Below are 22,333 nucleotides of genomic sequence, written 5' to 3'. Positions count from 1 at the left end.
GCTCCACGTCAGCTCTTCTTGCTGTAGAAGCCGTCGGGCGCGGTCTCCTCGCGGACCTCCGACAGGAGGCCCTTCACCTCGCCCATGATCAGGTCGGTCACCTCGCGCAGCAGCGCGATCGACTGCGGCTGCGCCCGGTGGGCCGACAGGTCGACCGGCGCGCCGACCCTGGTCACCACGGTCTTGCGCGGGAACGGGCGGAACTTCCCGCGGTAGTGGTCGTACAGGTCGCGGGTGCCCCAGCGGGCCGCCGGGAGCACCGGCACGTCGTGCTCCAGCGCCAGCCGCGCCACACCGGTCCGCGAGTTCATCGGCCAGCCGTCCGGGTCGCGGGTGATGGTGCCCTCCGGGTAGATGATCACCAGCAGGCCCTGCTCCAGGGCTTCGTGCGCCGCGCGCAGGCTCTGCTGGGCGTCGGAGGTGCCCCGGTAGACGGGGATCTGCCGGGCGCCCCTGAGGACCGCGCCCAGCACCGGGACCTTCCAGAGGCTGTGCTTGGCCAGGAAGTGCGGCACGCGGCCCCGCCGGTGGGTGAACACCGCGTCGTAGACCGGGTCCAGGTGGGACACGTGGTTCATCACCAGCAGCGCGCCCCCCGTCCGCGGGATGCGCTCCTCGCCCTCGTCGCGCCGCCGCGCCATCAACGCGGTGGCCGGGTAGAAGACCGCCGCGGCGACCCCCACCCAGAAGCCGCCCTTCTCCTTGGCCACAGTTCTCCCTCTCGTCGCCCGCAGGACGCCCGGAGTCTTCCCCGCGACCTCGGGCGCGGTCCAGTCGGCCGCGCCCGGGAGCCGACGGGCCCGCCCCGTCCCGGTGGGGGGAGTATGGCCGTGTGCGTGCCGACGTGGACCTGGTGGTGCCGGTCAAGACCCTGCAACGGGCGAAGACGCGGCTGGTGGGGGTGACCGACGACCGGCCGGCGCTGGCGCTGGCGTTCGCCCTGGACACCATCACCGCCGCGCTGCCCGCCGTGCGGCGGGTGCTCGCCGTCACCGAGGATCCGGCGGTGGCGGCGGAACTGCGGGCCATGGGCGTGGACTCGGCTCCCGGCCCCGAAGGGCTCAACGAGGCCCTGCGGTTCGGGGCGGCGATGCTGCGGCAGCGGGACCGGCGCTGCGTGGTGGGCGCCCTCCAAGCGGACCTGCCCGCCCTGCGGACGGCCGAGCTGCGCGCAGCCCTGGCCGCCGCCGAGAGCCGGGCCTTCTGCCCGGACCGCCAGGGCACCGGCACGACCCTGCTGCTCTCGGCTCCCGGTGGCGAGCTGGAGCCCGAATTCGGCGTCGGCTCGGCCGAGGCGCATTCGGCCGGCGCACAGGCGCTGATCGGCCCTTGGCCTTCGCTGCGCAATGACGTGGACACGGCGGAGGATTTGGAACTGGCCACCGGATTGGGCCTCGGACCGCGCACGCGCGAGGCCCTCAGCCCCGTTTGCTAGGCCGGACACCGAACTTCACACAAAGCTCTCGCACACGCGCAGGCCCCCTGGGCGACCCACGACTCCCAGACCCCACCACAGACCCCCGCTCACACCTCTTGCTTTTGGGTTTCGGCACGCCCCGTGCAGCCCGGTCGCCTCGTGTTCTCCCCGTATGGCCTGCCCGGAGGGCTACCATGCTTTCTTGGGGGGTGCAAGCACGCTTTTCGCTTGCACCCCCCAAGAAAGCATGGTCGTCTTTGACAGGTCATGCGGGGGGAACTCGACCGCTCTTGCTCTTCCTTCTCCTTGGCGGCCTGCCTGTCCGGCGAGGACTCTTTTAATCCCTTCAGCCTCGGGCAGTACCGCACCAAATCTCACCCGGATCGGTGCGCGATCTTAGTAAGAAGAGCGGCCGAGAGGCCCCCAAGGAGAAGGGAAGTGCGTCGTGTTCTCCCCGTACGGCCTGCCGGAGGCAATCATGCCGAGCAGGGGGTGTCAAGCGGTGAAGCGTGCTTGACACCCCCTGCTCGGCATGATTGGGCTGCGCCCAGGCCGTACGGGGAGAACACGAGGCACGAGGCTGCGCTGAAGCGCCGCCGCGCGAGGCGCGGCTGAGGTGAGAGCTGAAGCGCCGCCGCGCGCTGCGCGGCCCTGTGTCGAGCCGCGCAGCGCAACCACCCCGTCAGCCAGGGCTCAACCGGTCAGCAGCAGGCTGCCGCGCCGTCACCGCAGCCACGGCCGACCAACATCGGGCACGCGTATCCGTAATCCGGGTCCGGAGCGAGCGGCAAGCGCTTGCGCGGGCTGTCGGCCGAACGGGCGGATTCCGCCACGGGCTCGGTCTTCAGCGTCACGTTGGTGTGGGTCTCCTGGGCGTCGTAAGCGGCCTTGGTGAGCTTGAGGACCTCGACGCCGCGTCCCATGTCCGCCACGAAAACCCGGTCGCGGTGGAAGTACGGCGCCCACGACACCGCGCCCTCGGGCCGCCAGTACGCCACCTGGATCGGGTTCTTCGGGTCGGTGATGTCCAGGAACCGCGTCCCCTGCTCGTACCAGGAGTAGGCGACGATCCGCTTCTGCACGTCGAAGTAGTGCGCGGAGCAGAACACGTCCGGGCCGGGCAGGGTGCCCTCCTGGTCGTCCGGGCTCCACACGCCGACCGTTTCGAGCGTGAACGGCTTGTCCGGGGTGGCCCGCCACGACTCGCCGTTGGTCGAGCCCTCCAGCGACGAGATCACGAACCGGCCCTGGTCCTTGCACGTGGCCGAGCCGAACGCCTCCTCGGTGTGCAGCAGCAGGCTGCCCGCCGGGTGCTCGCGGGTCGGGCGCGGACCGTCGGCCAGGGTGCGGCCGATCGGGCGGAACGAGTTGTGGGAGAACGACGTCGGCATGTCCAGCTTCGGGGCCGCGCCGCCCGCGTACGGCACCGGGTCGTACGGCGTCGCCCGGCGCACCTTGCCGGTCAGCGGGTCGCGGTGCCAACCCTGCGTGTAGTAGCCGCGGGTGCCGCCGGTGCCCGCCACCCACGCGACGCCCGCGCCGTCCACCTGGACGTCGTGCGTCATGTGCGTCTCGCCCTGGTTGCGGTTCTGGTCCACGTAGGTGGTCAGGGTCTTGGGGTTGCGCGGGTCGCGCAGGTCGGTGACGAACACCTTGCCGGAGCGGCGGTAGGTGTCCGGGTCGTCGGACGGCGTGCCGTCGTAGCCCGTCGTCCACAGGTACGTGCAGTCGTTGATGCACGTGGTGATGTGGCCGGTGCCCATCGGGGCGAAGCTCATCAGCTCCAGCTTCCCTGGGTCGGCGGCCGAGACGACGTAGACGCCGGTGGGCCGCTCGTTGCCGGGCTGGCGGCCGAAGGCGTTGCGCTCGCGGGCCAGGAACACCAGCTTGCGCTTGGGGTCGACGGTGACGTCCTCGTTCTCCCAGAACCGCTGCTCCGGGTCGTCACCGGGCAGCGCCAGCTCCTTCTTGGTCAGGTGGTCGAGCAGCTTCGGGTCGTCCTGGTCGGTCACGTCGTAGGTCTTGAGGCCGAACGTGCCGCTGACGAACATGACGTCGCGGTTCCGGTACTGCACGAAGTTGATGGAGATCGCGCCCGCGGTGTCCGGGATCGACTTGCGCAGCTCGACGTTCCGGGCCGCCGGCGCGAGACCACCGCCCGCGGAGCCCTCCGCGGCGCCGGCCGCGGCCACGCCGTCCCGCGCCGGCGGCGCGTCCCGGTCCGGCGCCGCCGTCGCACTGCCCGTGCCCAGGAAGCCGAGCAGCACCGCCGCGACCACCCCTGCCGTAAGCCTCATGCCGCCGCTCCTTTCCGTGATGGCGCTATCGCGGAGCGTGGCATTATTGCGATCGCGCTCACCACCCCCGATCGGCTAGCTTTGCCGCCATGGGGGAACAGGCGACTGTGCAGAAGCACCACTGGGGCGGCTCGGTGACGGTGGTCCGCAACGACGGCGTGGCCATCGAGGTGCCGGCCAACGCCGTGACGGCAGGCGGTTGGCGGACCCTGCGGCCGGGCCAGCGGGTCACCATCCACCGCGCCCCCAACGGCGCGATCGTCAAGCTCGACCGCGCCTTCTGATCGGCGCGCGCCGCACCCGGCCCCGTGCTCGGGACGGCTCCGCCGCGCCGGCGCTCCCCCACCCCGGACCGACGGAGGCCGTTCACCCGCGTCCGGTGTGACGAACGACGCGGTGTGGGCCCCGTCCAGCCCCGGCACCGCGACCGGGCCCTCGCGTGTGACGCGGAGTTCACCTCCGCGACGGCTGCGATCGGCGCGAGGCCGCCTCGGTTGAGGAACAATGCCTATCGTGAGCACGGACAACACTCCCGAGCAGCCGGCGCCCAAGCGACGCACGAGGACGCCCCGGGCGCAACCCGCCGCGAGCGCGCCCCGCCGCCGCCCGCGCGCGGCCGTCCGCCGCGCCGACGACCGCGCCGCGCCGCAGCCCGAGGCGCCGCAGCGCTCGTTCCCGAGTTCACCGCCCGCCGTCACCGCGGTCGAGGCCCAGGCCGACCTGCCCGACGACCGCTACTTCAACCGCGAGCTGTCCTGGCTGGACTTCAACGCGCGGGTGCTCGCCCTGGCCGAGGACGCCTCCCAGCCGCTGCTGGAGCGGGCCAAGTTCCTCGCGATCTTCGCCTCCAACCTCGACGAGTTCTACATGGTGCGGGTCGCCGGCCTGAAGCGCCGCGCGGACACCGGCCTGTCGGTGCGCAGCGCCGACGGCCTCACGCCGGGCGAGCAGCTGGCCGCGATCTTCAAGCGCACCCAGGAACTGGTCGAGCAGCACGCCCGCGCGTTCCTCGACCACGTGCGGCCGGAGCTGGAGAAGCACGCCATCGGCATCGTCAACTGGGCGCAGCTGACCGAGCTGGAGCAGCTGCGGCTGTCCAACTACTTCACCGACCAGGTCTTCCCGGTGCTGACGCCGCTCGCGGTGGACGCGGCGCACCCGTTCCCCTACATCTCCGGCCTGTCGCTGAACCTGGCCGTGACGGTGCGCGACCCCGAGGGCGGCGCGGAGCGGTTCGCCCGCATCAAGGTGCCCGACAACGTGCCGCGCCTGGTCCGCGTCGAGCAGGACCGCACCAGCCCGACCGCGACGTTCCTGCCGCTGGAGGAGCTGATCGCCGCGCACCTGGGCGAGCTGTTCGCGGGCATGGAGGTCATCGAGTGCCACGCCTTCCGGGTCACCCGCAACGCCGACCTGGAGGTCGAGGAGGACCAGGACGAGGACCTGCTCAAGTCGCTGGAGCGGGAGCTGGTGCGCCGCCGGTTCGGTCCCCCGGTGCGGCTGGAGATCGCCGACGACATGACCGAGCACATGCTCGAACGGCTGCTGCGCGAGCTGGAGGTGGACCCGCACGACGTCGTGCAGGTGCCGGGCCTGCTGGACCTGTCGTCGCTGTGGCAGCTCTACGGCGTGGACCGCAAGCAGCTCAAGGACGCCCCGTTCGTGCCCGCCACGCACCCGGCGTTCGGCGAGCGCGAGACGCCCAAGAGCATCTTCGCCACCCTGCGCGAGGGCGACGTGCTGGTGCACCACCCCTACGACTCGTTCTCCACGTCCGTGCAGCGGTTCATCGAGCAGGCCGCGGCCGACCCCCGCGTGCTGGCCATCAAGCAGACGCTGTACCGCACCTCCGGCGACTCGCCGATCGTGGACGCGCTGATCGACGCGGCCGAGGCGGGCAAGCAGGTCGTGGCGCTGGTGGAGATCAAGGCCCGGTTCGACGAGCAGGCCAACATCAAGTGGGCGCGGGCGCTGGAGAAGGCGGGCGTGCACGTCGTCTACGGCCTGATGGGGCTCAAGACGCACTGCAAGACGTCCCTGGTGGTGCGCCAGGAGGGCTCGCGCATCCAGCGGTACTGCCACATCGGCACCGGCAACTACAACCCCAAGACCGCGCGGCTGTACGAGGACATCGGCCTGCTGACCGCCGAGCCGACCATCGGCGCGGACCTGACCGACCTGTTCAACGTCCTCACCGGCTACGCCCGGCAGGACCACTACCGCAGCCTGCTGGTCGCGCCCTACGGCGTGCGGCGGGGCATCGTGGAGCGCATCGAGCGGGAGGTCGAGCACGCGCAGGCCGGTGAGCCGGCGGGCGTGCGGATCAAGGTGAACTCGCTGGTGGACGAGCAGGTCATCGACTCGCTCTACCGCGCCTCGCAGGCCGGGGTCCGGGTGGACATCGTGGTGCGCGGGGTGTGCGCGCTCAAGCCCGGCATCGAGGGCCTGTCGGAGAACATCCACGTGCGCTCCATCCTGGGCCGCTTCCTGGAGCACTCGCGGGTGTTCCACTTCGTCGGCTGCGACGAGCGGTGGATCGGCAGCGCCGACATGATGCACCGCAACCTGGACCGCCGGGTCGAGGTGCAGGTGCGGGTGACCGACCCGAAGCTCGTCGCGCAGCTGGACGAGGTGCTCGACTCGGCGCTGGAGCCGACCACCCGGTGCTGGGTGCTGCGACCCGACGGCGAGTGGGAGGCTTCCCCGTCCGACGGCAGCCGGGTGCGCGACCACCAGACCGAGCTGCTGCGCGCCCACCGAGCGCTCGGGTGATCCGGGCGGCGGGCGCCGTCCTGTGGCACGACGGCTCCGTGGCCGTCGTCCACCGGCCGCGCTACGACGACTGGTCGCTGCCCAAGGGCAAGCTCGACCCGGGCGAGACCGTGCCCGCGGCGGCGGTGCGGGAGGTGCTGGAGGAGACCGGCTACCGGGCCGTGCTCGGGCGGCACCTGAAGACCGTGCGGTACGCGGCTTTCGGCGGCGAGAAGGTGGTCGACTACTTCAGCGCGCGCGCCGAGGGCGGCTCGTTCGAGCCCAACGACGAGGTCGACGAGCTGCGCTGGCTGCCGGTCGACGCGGCGGCGGAGCTGGTCACCCGCGACACCGACCGCGAGGTGCTCGGGGTCTTCACCGCCGCGCCCGCCGACCTGGCGACCGTGCTGCTGGTGCGGCACGCGAAGGCGGGCAAGCGCGACAACTGGCGGGGCGACGACGACCTGCGCCCGCTGAGCGCGGCGGGCTGGCGGCAGGCGGAGGGCCTGCGCGCCCTGCTGCCCCTGTGGGGGCCGGCCCGCGTCCACTCGGCGCCGCGGGTGCGGTGCGTGGAGACCGTGCAGGGCGTGGCGGACGACATCGGCGCGGGCGTGCTGCTGGAGCCGGGGCTGTCGGAGGAGGGCTACTGGCCCGACCCGCGGGCCGGCCTGGACCGCCTGCTGGAGATCGTGGACGGCGTCGGCGTGCCGGTGGTGTGCAGCCAGGGCGGCGTGATCCCGGACCTGGTCTCGGCCCTGGCGGACCGCGCGGGACTGCCGGTGGGCGAGGTGCCGTGCAAGAAGGGCAGCGCGTGGCTGCTGGCCTTCCACCGGCCGGAGCCGGGGTGGTCCACATCGGACCCGGCCGGCGGCCCCCGGCTGGTCTCGGCGCACTACCTGCCGAGCCCGCTGGCCAGCCCCAAGCCCTGAACCGGTTTTCGCGGGGGCGGGGAATCACCGCCCCGTCCCCGCACCCGTGCGGCCCCGCGGGCGCCGTCCCGCCGAATTCCGCCGCATTCCACCCGCCGCTTCCCGGGGGCCGGCCGGTGACCCGCGGGCGGACCGCTCCCGCGCCGGCTCCCCGATTCGCCGGAACCCCGTTCGCCGGACGCGTCCGGTGGATGTGCCGCCGCGGGCGGCCTTTCCGTGACACCACCCGACCTTCGCCGTGGACTGTTCCGGCGAGACCTGCGGCTGTTCGGGTGACGGCGGCGAGCCCGGAACCGCCCACCGGTAGCGCCGTGGGAACGCGCGTCCGACGTGGAGGGTGGCAGCGACCCCGCTGAGCGGGACAGGCCGCCGGAAGCCCTCTCAGGGCCGGGGAAGGACAAGTCGCGCCCGCGCGGGCCCCCGCGGGGGCGGGGCCTCGCCCCGAAGACGCGCTCGGGGCCCGGTGCGCGTCCGCACCGGGCCCCGAGCGTGGGTCAACGCCTCTCCCGCCGGGCCACCGCCCGGCCGGAGTTCACTTCTTCGCCGCGGTCTTCCTCGCCGCCGGCTTCTTGGCCGCGGGGGCCTTCGCCGTGGTCGCCTTGGCGGCGGCCGGCTTCTTCGCCGCGGCCGCCTTCGGGGCGGCCGTGCTCGCCTTCGCCGTCGACGCCTTGGCCGTGGTCGCCTTCGCGGCGGGGGCCTTGGCGGCGGTGGTGGCGGCGGCGGGCTTCGCGGCCGCGGCGGTCCGGCGGGTGGCCGGGGCCTTGGTCGCGGCGGCGGCGGTGCGCGCGGTGGTGCTGCGCGCGGTGCGCGTCGTGGTGGTGCGCGCGGTGGTGCTGCGGGTGGCCGGCGCCTTGGTGGAGGCGGCGGTCTTCGCGGCGGCGGCGGACTTCGCGGCGGGCTTCGCGGCGGTGGCCTTCGGCAGCTTCTTCGTGCCGCTGATGACGTCCTTGAACGTCGAACCCGCGCGGAACGCGGGAACGTTGGTCTTCTTGACCTTCACGGTCTCACCGGTGCGCGGGTTGCGAGCGGTGCGGGCCGCGCGGGCACGCTTCTCGAAGACACCGAAGCCGGTGATGTTGACCTTCTCGCCCTTGTGGACGCTGCGGACGATGACGTCGACGATGCCGTCGACAGCGGCAGCGGCGTTCTTCTTGTCGCCAAGGCGCTCGGCGAGCGCCTCGATGAGCTGGGCCTTGTTCACCTTCAGTCCCTCCCAGGACGCTCACGGCCCTAGTCGGGCCGACTGATGGCCACGGTAAGCCCATATGCAAGGAAATACCAATCGCCACGCCAGATTTTTCGTTGTGGCGTGGGCAATTACGACCTGTCGAGGGACACCGGATCGGCCCTGACGGGCCCGGACGGGGCCGGATTCCCGCTGGCAACGGGGGAATCCGGCCCCTTCGGACTACCGCGCGGGGACCGGTTCGGTGGTGGGCAACCAACCGGGGCGGTTCCGCTCGAACGTGGTGATGTCGTCGGCGTGCCGCAGGGTCAGCGCGATGTCGTCCAAACCCTCCAGCAGCCGCCAGCGGGTGTACTCGTCGATGGTGAAGGGGGCGGTGAAGTCCTTCGCCACAACGGTGTTGTCGGTGAGGTCCACGGTCACCGGGGTGCCGGGGTCGTTCTCCAGCACCTTCCACAGCAATTCGACATCGGACTGCTCGCACTGGGCGGCCACGAGGCCCTGCTTGCCCGCGTTGCCCCGGAAGATGTCGGCGAACCGGGAGGAGATGACCACCCGGAAGCCGTAGTCCATCAACGCCCAGACGGCGTGCTCGCGGGAGGAGCCGGTGCCGAAGTCGGGCCCGGCGACCAGCACGCTGCCCGCCCGGAACGGCTCCTGGTTGAGCACGAACTGCTCGTCGCCACGCCAGGCGGCGAACAGCCCGTCCTCGAAACCCGAGCGGGTGACGCGCTTGAGGTAGACGGCCGGGATGATCTGGTCGGTGTCCACGTTGGACCGCCGCAGCGGCACGCCGACCCCGGTGTGCGTGGTGAACGCTTCCATCTGACTAGCTCCTCAGACCAGGTCGGCGGGCGACGACAGGGTGCCGCGCACGGCGGTGGCGGCGGCCACGAGCGGCGAGACCAGGTGGGTGCGACCGCCCTTGCCCTGCCTGCCCTCGAAGTTGCGGTTGGAGGTGGACGCGCTGCGCTCGCCCGGCTTGAGCTGGTCCGGGTTCATGCCCAGGCACATCGAGCACCCGGCCTGCCGCCACTCGGCGCCCGCCGCGAGGAACACCTCGTGCAGCCCCTCGGACTCGGCCTGGGCGCGCACCCGCATGGAGCCGGGCACCACCAGCATCCGCACGCCGTCGGCGACCCGCTGCCCGCGCAGGACGTCGGCCGCGGCGCGCAGGTCCTCGATGCGCCCGTTCGTGCAGGAGCCGAGGAACACCGTGTCGACGTGGATGTCGCGCAGCGGCGTGCCCGGCTCCAGCCCCATGTACGCCAGCGCCTTCTCCGCGGCGACGCGCTCGTTCTCGTCGGCGATGGCCTCCGGGTCCGGCACGCGGTCGGCCAGCGGCAGGCCCTGGCCGGGGTTGGTGCCCCAGGTGACGAACGGGGTCAGCTCGGCGGCGTCGAGGCGCACCTCGGCGTCGAACTCGGCGCCCTCGTCGGTGCGCAGCGACTCCCAGTACGCCACCGCGGCGTCCCAGTCGGCCCCCGACGGCGCGTGCGGGCGGCCCCGGAGGTAGTCGAACGTGGTCCGGTCCGGTGCGATCATCCCGGCGCGCGCGCCGGCCTCGATCGACATGTTGCAGATGGTCATGCGGGCTTCCATGGACAGCGCCTCGATCGCGCTGCCCCGGTACTCCAGCACGTAGCCCTGGCCGCCGCCGGTGCCGATCCGGGCGATGACGGCGAGGATGACGTCCTTCGCCGTCACGCCGGGCCGCAGCTCGCCGTCGACCGTGATGGCCATCGTCTTGAACGGCTTGAGCGGCAGCGTCTGGGTGGCCATCACGTGCTCGACCTCGGAGGTGCCGATGCCGAACGCCAGCGCGCCGAACGCGCCGTGCGTGGAGGTGTGGCTGTCGCCGCAGACGACGGTCATGCCGGGCTGCGTCAGGCCCAGCTGGGGGCCGACCACGTGGACGATGCCCTGCTCGGCGTCGCCCATCGGGTGCAGCCGCACGCCGAACTCGGCGCAGTTCTTGCGCAGCGTCTCGACCTGGGTGCGCGACACCGGGTCGGCGATCGGCAGTTCGATGTCGACCGTCGGGACGTTGTGGTCCTCGGTGGCGATGGTCAGGTCGGGGCGGCGGATCGGTCGACCCGCCAGGCGCAGTCCGTCGAACGCCTGCGGGCTGGTCACTTCGTGCAGCAGGTGGAGGTCGATGTAGAGCAGATCGGGCTCCGCGCCACTGCCGTGGCGCACCACGTGCGCTTCCCACACCTTCTCCGCGAGCGTGCGGCTCATCGCTTCTCCCAGGATCTGGACAGTCGATAGATCTGGACTTCCCAGACAGTGGGAAGTTAGTATCGGCTTGTGGGACAGCATAGCGGGATCGGCGTGCTGGACAAGGCAGTGGCTGTCTTGAACGCCGTCGCAAAGGATCCGTGTGGGCTCGCCGAGTTGTGCAACCGGACGGGCCTGCCCCGGGCGACCGCGCACCGGTTGGCCGTGGGCCTGGAGGTGCACAGGTTGCTGCGACGGGGTTCCGACGGCCGGTGGCGTCCGGGCGCGGCACTGGCGGAATTGGCGGGCGGGGCCACCGACCCGCTGCTGGACGCGGCCTCCTCGGTGCTGCCGAGGTTGCGCGACATCACCGGCGAGAGCGTGCAGCTCTACCGCCGGGACGGGGTGCAGCGGATCTGCGTGTCGTCGGCGGAACCGCCGAGCGGCCTGCGCGACACCGTCCCGGTGGGGGCGCGGCTGCCGATGACCGCGGGCTCGGGCGCGAAGGTCCTGGCGGCGTGGGCCGACCCGGGCACCCAGCGCTCCGTGCTCGTCGACGCGGTCTACGGCGAGCGCACCCTCCTGGAGGTCCGCCGCCGGGGGTGGGCCCAGAGCGTGGCCGAGCGCGAGCCGGGCGTGGCCAGCGTCTCCGCCCCCGTACGGGACAGCACCGGCTCGGTGGTCGCGGCGGTCTCCGTCTCGGGCCCCATCGACCGCATGGGCCGCCGCCCAGGCGCCCGCTGGGCAGCAGACCTACTAGCCGCAGCCGAAGCCCTACAAGCCCGCCTATAACCCCCACCCACCCCTCCCCCTCCCCTCCCTCCGCCCCCGACCCCCGACCCTCCAGCCCCACCCCCAACTCCAACCTCCCCAGCCACAAACCACACAGGCCGAACAGGAAGCCGGGAAGACAGGCCGAACAGGAAGCCGGCCGAACAGGGGACCGACGGAGGGGGCAAGGGGCGAAGCCCCACCGGGGGTCCGGGGGCGGAGCCTCCCGGCCGGGGTCCGGGGGTCGGACCCCCGGTGTAAATGCGAAAGATCCCCGTGTCGCAATGCGACACGGGGATCCCCCGATCTGTAGCCCCGATGGGATTCGAACCCACGCTACCGCCTTGAGAGGGCGGCGTCCTAGGCCGCTAGACGACGGGGCCCTAGGTGGTGTGACCTGGTCTTCCGACCGGATCTCGCCTCGGTGTTCACTTTATCTTGCTGCGGTAGCTTAGCACATCCGTTTTCCACCGCTGCAGCTGGGGTACCAGGACTCGAACCTAGACTAACTGAACCAGAATCAGTCGTGCTGCCAATTACACCATACCCCATTGGCTTTCCGATCAACTTCCCGCACCTGGGTGGTGATCCCTGGCCCGGGGGCTGTCCGTTCCGCCGGGAGGAATAGTAGACCAAGAGCCCGGCGGAACGGAAATCGGGGTCAGGCGGACGCCGCCGACAGCTCGCAGACGAGGAGTTCGGGCAGCTCAGCGAGGCTGTTGATGGCGGCGATGCCGGTGGGCAGCGAACCGTCGCCCGGCCCCTGCCGGTTCAGCCAGACGCCCTTGAGGCCGGCGTCCCGCGCGCCGATGGCGTCGGCGTGGAGGCGGTCCCCGATGTGCACGGTGTCGCGCGGGGGCACCCCGAGGTCGGCGCACGCGGTGTCGAAGATCACGGGGTCCGGTTTGGCCGCGCCCACCTCGCCCGCGATGAGCACGGTGTCGAAGTACTGCGCGAGGCCGAGGGTGGCGATCTTCACGCGCTGGTGCCGGCCGGAGGCGTTGCTCACGGCGGCCATCGGCAGGCCGGTGGCGCGCAGCCACTCCAGGCAGGGCACCACGTCGGGGAACAGCCGCCAGCCGGCCGCCAGCACCTCCTGGCGGTGCAGCTCGCGCCGGGTCGCCTCGGCCAGGTCCAGCTCCTCGCCCAGCGCGGCGAAGAACGCGCGGGTGCGGATGTTGCGCATCGACTCGTACTCCAGCCGGCCCGCGAGCAGCAGGGAGCAGTGCTCGTCGGTGATGCGCTGCCACAGCGTCCAGTTGTCGGCGTTGCCGACCATCGCGGCGAGCGCGGCCCGCGATGAGGTGCTGTAGTCGACGAGGGTGTCGTCCACATCGAGGCTCACCGCGCGGATCTCGCCGGTTCTCCGGGGGGTGAAGGTCGGGGCTGCGGTTGTCACCCAGTGAGGCTAGGTGCGAGCGACCCTCGTCCGACTCGACCAGAGAGGTGATATCTGGGGGTTCTTGCACGGTCAAGCATCGCTGAACCGCCCGAACGCACCAGTCAGGTTGCCCCGAGCGCCCGTCGCAAGCGCCCGATCGAGCGATCCCGACCGACCAGCTCCAGGGACTCGTAGAGCGGCGGCGAGACGGTGCGACCCGTCACCGCGACCCGGATCGGGGCGTAGGCTTTGCGCGGCTTGAGCCCCAGACCGTCCACAAGGGACGCCTTGAGCGCTTCCTCGATCGCGGGCGCCGTCCACTCCGGCAACGACTCCAGCGCGGTGATACCGGCCGTCAACACCGGGCGCGCGTCCTCGCCCAGCGCCTTCGCCGCCGATTCCTCCTCCGGCACGAACGACTCCTCGTCCGCGAAGAGGAAGCGCACCATGCCGGACGCCTCGGACAGCACGACCAGTCGCTCCTGCACCAGGGGGGCCACTCCGCGCAACGTCGCCAACTGCTCGTCGGTCGGGTCCACCAGCAGGCCGTCGGCCGCCAGGTACGGCAGCACGCGGCTGACGAAGTCCTCCACGGGCAGCGCGCGCAGGTGCGTCGCGTTGATCGCCTCGGCCTTCTTCAGGTCGAACCGGGCCGGGTTGGCGCTGACCTTCTCCAGGGAGAACGACTCGACCATTTCCGCCACCGAGAAGATGTCCCGGTCGTCGGCGATCGACCAGCCGAGCAGCGCGAGGTAGTTCAGCAGCCCCTCGGGCAGGAATCCGCGTTCCCGGTAGCGGAACAGGTTCGACTGCGGGTCGCGCTTGGACAGCTTCTTGTTGCCCTCGCCCATCACGTAGGGCAGGTGGCCGAAGCGCGGGGTGTGGTCGGTCACGCCGATTCGCCGCAGCGCGGCATAAAGGCCGAGTTGGCGCGGGGTGGACGGCAGCAGGTCTTCCCCGCGCAGCACGTGCGTGATGCGCATCAGCGCGTCGTCCACCGGATTGGTGAACGTGTAGAGCGGGTCGCCGTTGGCGCGCACCAGGACCGGGTCGGGCGTCGAGCCGGCCTTGAAGGTGATCTCGCCGCGGACCAGGTCGTCCCAGCCGAGGTCCTCGTCGGGCATCCGCAGGCGCAGCACCGGCTCGCGGCCCTCGGCGCGCAGCGCGGCCCGCTGCGCGTCGGTGAGGTCGCGGTCGTGGCCGTCGTAGCCGAGCTTCGGGTCCTGGCCGGCCGCCCTGCGCCGCGCCTCGATCTCCTCGGCGGTGGAGAACGACTCGTACAGCTCCCCCGCGTCGAGCAGCCTGCGGGCGATGTCGGCGTAGAGGTCGCGGCGCTCGCTCTGCCGGTACGGCCCGTGCGGCCCGCCGACCTCGGGGCCCTCGTCCCAGTCGAGCCCCAGCCAGCGCATCGCGTCGAGCAGCTGCTCGTAGGACTCGCGGGAGTCGCGGGCCGCGTCGGTGTCCTCGATGCGGAACACCATCGCGCCGCCGGTGTGGCGGGCGTAGGCCCAGTTGAACAGGGCGGTGCGGATCAGGCCCACGTGCGGCGTGCCGGTCGGCGACGGGCAGAAGCGGACGCGGACCTCTGGGGTGACTGCGGATGCGCTCATGACCCGATCAGCCTATCCGCCTTGACCGGCGGCGCCGACAGGAGCATCCTGAAGTTATTCAACTACCGTTGAAAACGAGGTGGGGACGATGGAGAGGACCACGGTCGCGGTGGTCGGCGGAGGGCCGGCGGGGATGGTGTGCGCGCTGCTGCTGGCCCGCGCCGGGGTGGCGGTCACCGTCCTGGAGAAGCACGGCGACTTTCTGCGGGACTTCCGGGGCGACACGGTGCACGCGTCCACGCTGACCCTGCTGGACGAGCTGGGGCTCGGGCCGTCGTTCGCGGAGGTGCCGCACCAGCTGGTGGACAAGGTGCAGGTGCTGCTGGACAGCGGCACGCAGACGGTGGCCGACATGTCCCGGCTGCCGGGGCCGCACAAGCACATCGCGTTCGTGCCGCAGTGGGACTTCCTGGACCTGGTCGCCGACGCCGGGCGGCGCGAGGAGTCCTTCGCGCTGAAGATGGACGCCGAGTTCACCGGCCTGCTCAGGTCCGGCGGCCGGGTCACCGGCGTGCGCTACCGGACGGCGGGGCGCGAGGTCGAGCTGGCCGCGGACCTGGTGGTGGCGGCGGACGGGCGCCACTCGGCGGTGCGCCGGGAGGCCGGGCTGCGGGCGCGCTCGTTCGGCGCGCCGATGGACGTGTGGTGGTTCCGGCTGCCGCGCGCGGCCGACGAGCCCTCCGGCGGGCTCGGGCGCTTCGGCCGCGGCAGCGGGCTGGTGCTGATCAACCGCGGCGAGTACTTCCAGGCCGCGTTCCTGATCCGCAAGGGCGCCGACGAGCGGTTGCGCGCCGAGGGCGTCGAGGCGTTCCGGGCGCGCGTGGCGGCGCTCGTGCCGTGGGTGGCCGAGCGGATGGGGACCGTCGAGTCGCTCGACGACGTGAAGCTGCTGGACGTCAGGCTCGACCGGTTGCGGCGCTGGCACGCCGAGGGCGTGCTGTGCATCGGCGACGCGGCGCACGCCATGTCGCCCATCGGGGGCGTGGGCATCAACCTGGCGGTGCAGGACGCGGTGGCCGCCGCGCGCCTGCTGGCCCGGCCGCTGCGGGAGGGCCGGCTCACGGCGGCGGACCTGGCGCGGGTGCGCCGGCGGCGGTGGCTGCCGACCGCGGTGACCCAGGCGATCCAGCGCCTGATCCAGAACGCGTTCCTGCGGCCCGCGCTGGAGGGCTCCGCGCGCGTCGCGACCGGCCGGGCGCCGCGGCCGGTGGCGCTGCTGCAGCGGTACCCGCTGCTGCAGGCCATCCCGGCCTACCTGGTGGGGATCGGGCTGATGCCCGAGCGCGCGCCGGGGTTCGCCCGCCGCGCGCCCGAGCGGATCGAGCGGAGCTGAGGGCGGCTCCCCGCGCGGGGGCCGCCCCCGGCGGCTAGCGGTCGGCGACGGTGTTGGTGAGGGTGCCGAGCCCCTCCACGGTGACCGAGACGGTCTGCCCGGCGGTGAGCGGGCCCACGCCGGCGGGCGTGCCGGTGAGGATCACGTCCAGCGGGCGCAGGGTCATCACGGCCGAGATGTGCTCGATCAGGGCGGGGATGTCGTGCAGCAGCAACGAGGTGCGCGAGTCCTGCCGCACCTCGCCGTCGACCTCGGTGCGGATCGCCACGTCGGACGGGTCGAACGAGGTCTCCACCCACGGCCCCAGCGGGCAGAAGGTGTCGAAGCCCTTCGCGCGCGTCCACTGGCCGTCGGTCCGCTGGAGGTCCCGCGCCGTGACGTCGTTGGCGATCGTGTAGCCCAGCACCGACTGCCGGGCCCGCGCCGCCGGGATGTCCCGGCCGCCCACGCCGATGACGACGGCCAGCTCGCCCTCGAAGTCCACCCGCCCGGCCGCCGCGGGCAGCTTGACCTCCGCGTTCGGCCCGATCACCGCCGTGTTGGGCTTGAGGAACATCAGCGGGTGGTCCGGGACCTCGTTGCCCAGCTCGGCGGCGTGCTCGGCGTAGTTGCGGCCGATGCCCACGATCTTGGGCGGCAGGAACGGCGCCAGCAGCCGGACGTCGGCCAGCGGCCAGCGGCGTCCGGTGAACGTCGGGTTCGCGAACGGGTCGTCGGCGATCTCGACGGCGGTCAGGTCGTCGCCGTCCCCTTCGATCGCGGCGAAGGCGAGGCCGTCCGGTTGGGCGATACGGGCGATGCGCACGGCAATCACCCTAACCGGCGGCTTGCGCCGGCACCCGCCGTGCCTAGCGTCGAGGGATGAGAACCCTGCTGCTCGTCCTCCTCGCCCTGCTGGCCGCGGTCGCCCCGGCCACCGCCGCCCCCGCACCCACCCCCGGACCCGTTCCCGGGGCGGTCCCGCTCGAAGCGGGCACCCGGCTCGAAGGCCCCGCCGGGTCCCGGTGCGCCAACGGCTTCAACGTCCGCGGCCACCTGCTGGTCCCGGCCGGCTGCGCCCCGGTGGGCGCCGTCCTGCGCGGCCCCGGCGGCGGTGTCGTCGGCCCGGTGGTCCACGTCCGCCCCGCCTACGCGGTGGTGCGCGTGCAGGACCCGTCGGCCTGGCGGCAGCTGCCCCGGGTGGTCGGCCACCCGACGACCGTCACCGGCTCGGCGGAGGCCCCCGTCGGGGCGAGCGTGTGCGCGGCCGGAGGCCGCACCGGCTGGCGCTGCGGCACGGTCCTGGCGAAGAACCAGTCCGTCCACCACCCCGGCGGGACCATCACCGGGCTGACCCGCACCAGCCTGTGCGTCCAGCCCGGCGACGACTGGCTCCCGGTGGTCAGCGGCGGTCACGCCCAGGGGCACCTGGTGGGCGGCTCCGGCTGCGCCTCGTACTTCTTCCCGATCAACAAGGTCCTGGCCGCCGAGGGGTTCACGCTGGTGACGGGCTGACGGCGGCGCGCGCCGCCTTGTGCGCCAGGGCGTCGCACAGCGCCAGCCAGCTCGCCTCCACGATGTTGCCGTGGACGCCGACGGTGGTCCACTCGCGCTCGCCGTCGGTGGACTCCACCAGCACGCGGGTGACGGCGTCGGTGCCGTGCTCGGCCGCCTCGTGCGGCCGGGACAGGATGCGCACCTTGTAGTCGTTGAGCTGCACACTGTCCAACCAGGACAGGTGCGGCAGCAGCGCCTTGCGCAGCGCCGCGTCCAGCGCGTGCACCGGCCCGTTGCCCTCGGCGGTGGCGATCACCCGCTCCCCCGCGACGTGCACCTTGACCGTCGCCTCGGACACGATCGCCCCGTCGCGGGTGTGGTCGAGCACCACCCGGTAGGACTCCAGCTCGAACGGCGGGGTGTCCGCTTCGGACAGCTCGTGCTTGAGCAGCAGCTCCAGCGAGGCGTCGGCGGCCTCGAACGACCAGCCGCCCGCCTCCAGCTCCTTGACCCGGCGCACGGCGCTGGTCAGCGCCTCGGGCCGGCGGGCCAGGTCGATCCCGAGCTCACGTCCCTTGAGCTCGAGACTGGCCCGGCCCGCCATCTCGGTGACCAGCACCCGCATGCCGTTGCCGACGGTGTCCGGAACGATGTGGTTGTACAGCTCCGGGTCCACCTTGATCGCGCTCGCGTGCAGCCCCGCCTTGTGGGCGAAGGCCGACGACCCGACGTAGCCCTGGTGGGGGTCGGGTGCGATGTTCGCGATCTCGGCCACCGCATGGGAGACGCGGGTGAGCTCGGCCAGCGCACCGGGCGGTAGCACCGGCCGGCCGAGCTTGGTCACGAGGTTCCCGACGACGGCGAACAGGTCGGCGTTGCCCGCTCGCTCGCCGTAGCCGTTGGCGGTGCACTGGACGTGGGTGGCCCCCGCCTGCACCGCCGCGATGGTGTTGGCCACCGCGCAGGACGTGTCGTCCTGGCAGTGGATGCCGACCCGGAAGCCCGTGCGGGCCACCACGTCGGCGACGGTCTCGGCCAGCCCCAGCGGGAGCTGGCCGCCGTTGGTGTCGCACAGGACGACGACGTCGGCGCCACCCTCCACGGCGGACTCCAGCGTGCGCAGCGCGGTGTCCGGGTCGAACGCGAAGCCGTCGAAGAAGTGCTCCGCGTCCAGGAACACCCGGCGCCCCTCCCCGACGAGGAACCGGACGGTGTCGCGGACCATCGCGCAGTTCTCCGCGACGTCGGTGCGCAGCGCCCGCTCGACGTGCCGCCGGTCGGACTTGGCCACCAGCGTCACGACCGGGGCCTGGCTGTCCAGCAGCGCCCTGACCTGCTGGTCCTGCTCCACCTTCACCCCCGCCTTGCGGGTGGCCCCGAAGGCGACGAGCTGCGCGTGCTCGAGCACCAGGTCGCCCGCCGCGGCGCGGGCGAAGAACTCGGTGTCCTTGGGCAGCGCGCCCGGCCAGCCGCCCTCGATGAACCCCACGCCGAGCCCGTCCAGCAGCCGCGCGACCGCGAGCTTGTCCGTCACCGAGTAGGAGATGCCCTCGCGCTGGGCACCGTCCCGCAGGGTCGTGTCGTAGACGTGGAAGGAATCACCGAGCGTGGTCACGGGGGTCTCCTAGAAGATCTGGGAAAACAAAAAGACCCCCCGCAACATGCGAGAGGTCGGCGCGCCGGGTGCTGGGGAAGCACTTACCCGGCGCGCTCCGAAATAATGATCACGGCGTGGAGAGCCACGGGCCGAATACTGCCACAACCCGTCCGGGCTTACCACTCCACGGACGGGTTGTCCCACCAGCTGGGCGACGGGCAACGCCCGCGAACGTCGGCCGGGCGCTCAGCCCCCCGCCAGGAACCGCGCGAAAGCCTCGATGGCGGCCGGGTTGCGCGGGCCCTCCACGAGGGCGGCGTAGGGCAGCGCGAAGAACCGCTTGTCCCGCACGGCGGGCACCTCCTTCAGCGGCGCGTAGGACTCCAGGAACGCCTGCTTCTGCTGGGGCGTGGACAGGTCGCCGTCCGCGTAGTCGTTGATCAGGATGACGTCCGGGTTGCGCTCCACCACGGTCTCCCAGCCCACCGCGGTCCAGCTGTCGTCCAGGTCGCCGAAGATGTTCTCGCCGCCGGCCCGGCCGATGATGTCCTGCGGCGCGGCGTTCTTCCCGGACGTGTAGGGCTGGTCCAGGCCGCTGTCGTACAGGAAGACCTTCGGCTTGGGCCTGCCCCGCACCAGCTCCTCCGCCCCGGCGACCTGCCGCTGGTACCCGGCGATCAGCTCCTCGGCCCTGGCCGACACCCCGAAGATCGCGCCGAGGTTGCGCAGGTCGGTGTAGAGCGCTTCCAGCGGCGGCATGACGCCGCGCTGCTTGCCCACGCCGTTGCGGCACGTCTCGGTCAGCAGGTAGGTGGCGATCCCCTGCTCCTCGAGGACGTCGGGGGTGAAGCCGGTGCTCTCGGAGAAGCCGTAGCCCCAGCCGGCGAACACCATGTCCGCGCCCGCGCCCTGCACGACCTCCTTGTTGATCTTCTCGGCCAGCTTCGGCAGCCGCTCGAAGTCCGCCTTCCACGGCGACGTGCTGACGTCGGTGCCCTTGTTGTCGCCGGCGATGACGTAGCCCGCCATGCGGTCGGCCAGGCCGAGGGCGAACATCATCTCGGTGATGCCGGTGTCGTTGGTGACGACCTTGGACGGCGCCCCGTCGTAGGTGACCTCCTGGCCGCAGTTGCGGACGGTGACCTTCGCGCCGCCGGGCTCCTGGGTCGCGATGGTCGCCCCGCAGCCGGTGGTGGACAGGACGAGGGCGAGGGCGACGAGCTTCCTCACGGGGTGACCTCCTGGTGTTCGAACAGCAGTTGCGGCACGCCGCTGGTGGGGTGGGGCACGACGTGGGCCCGGACGCGGAAGACCTCCCACAGGACCTCCGGGGTGAGCACCTCCGCCGGCTTCCCGCCGGCCACCACCCGCCCCCGGTCCAGCACGTGCAGGTGGTCGCAGTAGGCGGCGGCCAGGTTCAGGTCGTGCAGGACGGCCAGCACGGTGACGCCCAGCCGCCGGGTCAGCGCCAGCACGGCGAGCTGGTGACTGATGTCGAGGTGGTTGGTCGGCTCGTCCAGCACCAGGACGCCGGGCTGCTGCGCCAGCGCCCGCGCGATCAGCACCCGCTGGCGCTCGCCGCCGGACAGGCTCAGGAAGCTGCGGCCGGCCAGGTGCGCGGCGTCCATCCGGGACAGCGCGTCGGCGCAGACCTGCCGGTCCTCGGCCGTCTCCCGCTCGAACGCGCCCTGGTGGGGCAGCCTGCCCATGGCCACGACCTCGGCCACGGTGAAGTCGAACTCGACGTGGCTGTCCTGGGTGAGCGCGGCCAGCCGCCGCGCGGTGTCGCGCACCGGCAGGTCGTGCAGGTCCCGCCCGTCGACCCGGACCACCCCGCCGGCGGGCCGCAGCGCCCGGTAGACGCACCGCAGCGTGGTGGACTTGCCGCTGCCGTTGGGCCCGACGATCCCGTGCACCTCGCCGGCGCCCGCCCGCAGCGTGATCCCGCGCAGGATGCGGTCGACGGCGACCCCGTCGAGTTCGATCTCCATCACCGGCCTCCGAACACGTAGCCGCGTCCCCGCATGAGGAACACGAAGGTGGGCACGCCCAGCGCCGCGGTGATGACGCCCAGCGGGAGTTCCTCCGGCGCCGCCAGCAGGCGCGCGGCGACGTCGACCCAGATCAGGAAGCACGCGCCGGCCAGGGGCGCGACGGCCAGGACGCGGCGGTGGTCGGAGCCCACCACCAGCCGGACCAGGTGCGGCATCATCAGGCCGACGAAGCCGACCGCGCCGCTGACCGCGACCAGCACGCCGGTCATGGCGGCGGTGACGACGAACAGGACCTTGCGCAGCCGGGTCGCGTCCACGCCCAGCGTCGTGGCGGTCTCGTCGCCCATGGACAGCGCGTTGAGCTGCTTGGCCCGGGTCTGCAGGTAGGCGACGCCGCCCAGCACGGTCACCGCCGCCACCGGCAGCGAGGCCCAGGTGACCCCGCCCAGGCTGCCCAGCAGCCAGAACATCGCCGCCCGCGCGGCTTCGCCGTGCGGCGCCTGGAAGACCATCAGCATCGCCAGGGCGGAGAACCCGTAGGCCATGGCCGTGCCGGTGAGCACCAGCCGCAGCGGGGTGAGCCCGCCCCGGCGGGCCGCGAGGTAGACCAGCGCCATGGCCGCGAGGGCCGACAGGAACGCGGCGGTGGACAGCGCGTAGATGCCCAGCGAGGCGAACAGGCCCAGGGTGGCCACGGCGGTGGCGCCCACGCTCGCGCCGGAGGAGATGCCCAGCACGTACGGGTCGGCCAGCGCGTTGCGCACCATCGCCTGGATAGCGACGCCCACGACGGCCAGGCCCGCGCCGACCACGGCGGCCAGCAGCACGCGCGGCAGCCGGATGTCCCACACGATCCGGTACCGGCCGGCCTCCTCGGGCTGCACGACGCCGCCGGTCAGGGCGTCCCCGAGCAGCCGCAGGACGTCGCCGAGCGGGACGCGCACCGGCCCCAGGGCCACACCGCACACGACGGACACGAGCAGGAGCGCTGTCAGCCCGGCGCACAGCCGTTTGGTCACCGGTCGCCTTTCGGACGGGTGGCCGTGCGGCACGCAGCCCGGGGGACCGGCGCAACCGTCCCGCAGACCACGGCAGGAGTGTGCTCGTTCTGCCGCCTGCGGGTGATCGGGCTCGCCCCCCGTCGCGGGGGGCCTACCGTTGCGGGTCAGCGCCGGACTTCGACCGGACTTCCCCCACTGGTGGCGTCGCACGACCCTACGTGCACGACGCGCCCCGGGGCCACCTCCGACCGGTGGGACTGGTCACCTGTGGACGAACGCGCAGGCCGCCCGCGACGGTGGGTCGCGGTCGGCCTGCGGGTGGTCCGGGTCGGTCCCGGCGCCGGGTTCCGGCGCCGGAGCCCGGTGTCTG

Annotated in this window: 19 protein-coding genes and 2 tRNA genes; 7 read left to right on the top strand and 14 right to left on the bottom strand. The window is 72.6% G+C overall.

Annotated features, from left to right (window positions below; genetic code table 11):
• Positions 1–8 precede the first annotated feature (8 nt).
• Complete coding sequence (locus JOE68_RS20820; RefSeq protein WP_204843967.1) at positions 9–710, bottom strand: lysophospholipid acyltransferase family protein; 702 nt, start codon at positions 708–710, stop codon at positions 9–11.
• A 122-nt stretch (positions 711–832) separates the two neighbouring features.
• Here JOE68_RS20820 and cofC point away from each other — a divergent pair, with 122 nt between their 5' ends.
• Positions 833–1,435 carry a 2-phospho-L-lactate guanylyltransferase gene (cofC, locus tag JOE68_RS20815; RefSeq protein WP_204843966.1) on the top strand — a complete coding sequence of 201 codons (603 nt, stop codon included), beginning with the start codon at positions 833–835 and terminating at the stop codon, positions 1,433–1,435.
• 683 nt (positions 1,436–2,118) lie between these two features.
• Here the strand turns inward: cofC and JOE68_RS20810 are convergent.
• Positions 2,119–3,714 carry an LVIVD repeat-containing protein gene (locus JOE68_RS20810; RefSeq protein ID WP_204843965.1) on the bottom strand — a complete coding sequence of 532 codons (1,596 nt, stop codon included), beginning with the start codon at positions 3,712–3,714 and terminating at the stop codon, positions 2,119–2,121.
• Between the two features lie 89 nt (positions 3,715–3,803).
• Between JOE68_RS20810 and JOE68_RS20805 the strand changes: the two genes are divergently transcribed.
• The 3 genes from JOE68_RS20805 (at position 3,804) to JOE68_RS20795 (ending at position 7,394) form a co-directional block, all read left to right on the top strand.
• The gene (locus tag JOE68_RS20805; protein WP_204843964.1) at positions 3,804–3,998 is read left to right on the top strand and encodes a hypothetical protein; all 195 of its coding nucleotides are present in this window, start codon (positions 3,804–3,806) and stop codon (positions 3,996–3,998) included.
• Between the two features lie 220 nt (positions 3,999–4,218).
• The gene (locus tag JOE68_RS20800; RefSeq protein ID WP_204843963.1) at positions 4,219–6,486 is read left to right on the top strand and encodes an RNA degradosome polyphosphate kinase; all 2,268 of its coding nucleotides are present in this window, start codon (positions 4,219–4,221) and stop codon (positions 6,484–6,486) included.
• Entirely contained in the window at positions 6,486–7,394 is a 909-nt protein-coding gene (locus JOE68_RS20795) for an NUDIX hydrolase (RefSeq protein WP_307820042.1), read from the top strand. The genes JOE68_RS20800 and JOE68_RS20795 overlap by 1 nt, the downstream gene beginning before the upstream one ends.
• Positions 7,395–7,926: 532 nt before the next feature.
• On the opposite strand, the gene JOE68_RS20790 is transcribed toward JOE68_RS20795, so the two are convergent.
• The 3 genes from JOE68_RS20790 to leuC form a co-directional block, all read right to left on the bottom strand.
• On the bottom strand, positions 7,927–8,595 hold the full coding sequence (locus JOE68_RS20790) for an HU family DNA-binding protein (protein ID WP_204843961.1): 669 nt from the start codon (positions 8,593–8,595) through the stop codon (positions 7,927–7,929).
• A 207-nt stretch (positions 8,596–8,802) separates the two neighbouring features.
• Complete coding sequence (gene leuD, locus JOE68_RS20785) at positions 8,803–9,405, bottom strand: 3-isopropylmalate dehydratase small subunit (RefSeq protein ID WP_204843960.1); 603 nt, start codon at positions 9,403–9,405, stop codon at positions 8,803–8,805.
• A gap of 12 nt (positions 9,406–9,417) precedes the next feature.
• On the bottom strand, positions 9,418–10,821 hold the full coding sequence (gene leuC, locus JOE68_RS20780; protein ID WP_204843959.1) for a 3-isopropylmalate dehydratase large subunit: 1,404 nt from the start codon (positions 10,819–10,821) through the stop codon (positions 9,418–9,420).
• 69 nt (positions 10,822–10,890) lie between these two features.
• On the opposite strand from leuC, the gene JOE68_RS20775 reads away from it, so the two are divergent.
• Complete coding sequence (locus JOE68_RS20775; RefSeq protein ID WP_204843958.1) at positions 10,891–11,592, top strand: IclR family transcriptional regulator; 702 nt, start codon at positions 10,891–10,893, stop codon at positions 11,590–11,592.
• Positions 11,593–11,881: 289 nt separating this feature from the next.
• On the opposite strand, the gene JOE68_RS20770 is transcribed toward JOE68_RS20775, so the two are convergent.
• The 4 genes from JOE68_RS20770 to gltX all read right to left on the bottom strand — a co-directional run bounded on the left by JOE68_RS20770 (position 11,882) and on the right by gltX (position 14,562).
• A tRNA-Glu gene (locus JOE68_RS20770) sits at positions 11,882–11,954 on the bottom strand.
• Positions 11,955–12,050: 96 nt separating this feature from the next.
• A tRNA-Gln gene (locus JOE68_RS20765) sits at positions 12,051–12,122 on the bottom strand.
• Between the two features lie 110 nt (positions 12,123–12,232).
• Positions 12,233–12,970, bottom strand: coding sequence for an HAD family hydrolase (locus JOE68_RS20760; RefSeq protein ID WP_307819785.1), 738 nt, complete (start codon positions 12,968–12,970; stop codon positions 12,233–12,235).
• A 104-nt stretch (positions 12,971–13,074) separates the two neighbouring features.
• Positions 13,075–14,562 (bottom strand): glutamate--tRNA ligase, encoded by a 1,488-nt coding sequence (gene gltX / locus JOE68_RS20755; protein WP_204843957.1) that lies wholly within the window; start codon positions 14,560–14,562, stop codon positions 13,075–13,077.
• An 88-nt stretch (positions 14,563–14,650) separates the two neighbouring features.
• Here gltX and JOE68_RS20750 point away from each other — a divergent pair, with 88 nt between their 5' ends.
• A complete protein-coding gene (locus tag JOE68_RS20750) occupies positions 14,651–15,895 on the top strand; it encodes an FAD-dependent oxidoreductase (RefSeq protein ID WP_204843956.1) in 1,245 nt (414 codons plus the stop codon).
• A gap of 34 nt (positions 15,896–15,929) precedes the next feature.
• Here the strand turns inward: JOE68_RS20750 and JOE68_RS20745 are convergent, their stop codons facing one another.
• A complete protein-coding gene (locus JOE68_RS20745) occupies positions 15,930–16,700 on the bottom strand; it encodes a fumarylacetoacetate hydrolase family protein (RefSeq protein ID WP_204843955.1) in 771 nt (256 codons plus the stop codon).
• 56 nt (positions 16,701–16,756) lie between these two features.
• Here JOE68_RS20745 and JOE68_RS31335 point away from each other — a divergent pair, with 56 nt between their 5' ends.
• Positions 16,757–17,389 (top strand): S1 family peptidase, encoded by a 633-nt coding sequence (locus tag JOE68_RS31335; RefSeq protein WP_239562303.1) that lies wholly within the window; start codon positions 16,757–16,759, stop codon positions 17,387–17,389.
• Here the strand turns inward: JOE68_RS31335 and cimA are convergent.
• The 4 genes from cimA to JOE68_RS20720 all read right to left on the bottom strand — a co-directional run bounded on the left by cimA (position 17,370) and on the right by JOE68_RS20720 (position 21,981).
• Positions 17,370–18,986: a citramalate synthase gene (cimA, locus tag JOE68_RS20735; protein WP_204843954.1), complete on the bottom strand. Its 1,617-nt coding sequence runs from the start codon at positions 18,984–18,986 to the stop codon at positions 17,370–17,372. The two genes, JOE68_RS31335 and cimA, sit on opposite strands and share 20 nt — an antisense overlap.
• 228 nt (positions 18,987–19,214) lie before the next feature.
• A complete protein-coding gene (locus tag JOE68_RS20730) occupies positions 19,215–20,198 on the bottom strand; it encodes an ABC transporter substrate-binding protein (RefSeq protein ID WP_204843953.1) in 984 nt (327 codons plus the stop codon).
• Positions 20,195–20,959: an ABC transporter ATP-binding protein gene (locus tag JOE68_RS20725; RefSeq protein WP_204843952.1), complete on the bottom strand. Its 765-nt coding sequence runs from the start codon at positions 20,957–20,959 to the stop codon at positions 20,195–20,197. The genes JOE68_RS20730 and JOE68_RS20725 overlap by 4 nt, the downstream gene beginning before the upstream one ends.
• Complete coding sequence (locus tag JOE68_RS20720) at positions 20,959–21,981, bottom strand: FecCD family ABC transporter permease (protein WP_307819784.1); 1,023 nt, start codon at positions 21,979–21,981, stop codon at positions 20,959–20,961. Before JOE68_RS20720 ends, JOE68_RS20725 begins: the two co-directional genes overlap by 1 nt.
• Positions 21,982–22,333: the final 352 nt, after the last annotated feature.

It is taken from the genome of Saccharothrix algeriensis (assembly GCF_016907655.1).
Taxonomy (GTDB): Bacteria; Actinomycetota; Actinomycetes; order Mycobacteriales; family Pseudonocardiaceae; genus Actinosynnema; species Actinosynnema algeriense.
Note: the sequence above shows the minus strand (reverse complement) of the source record. Positions and strands in the feature narration are given on the sequence as shown.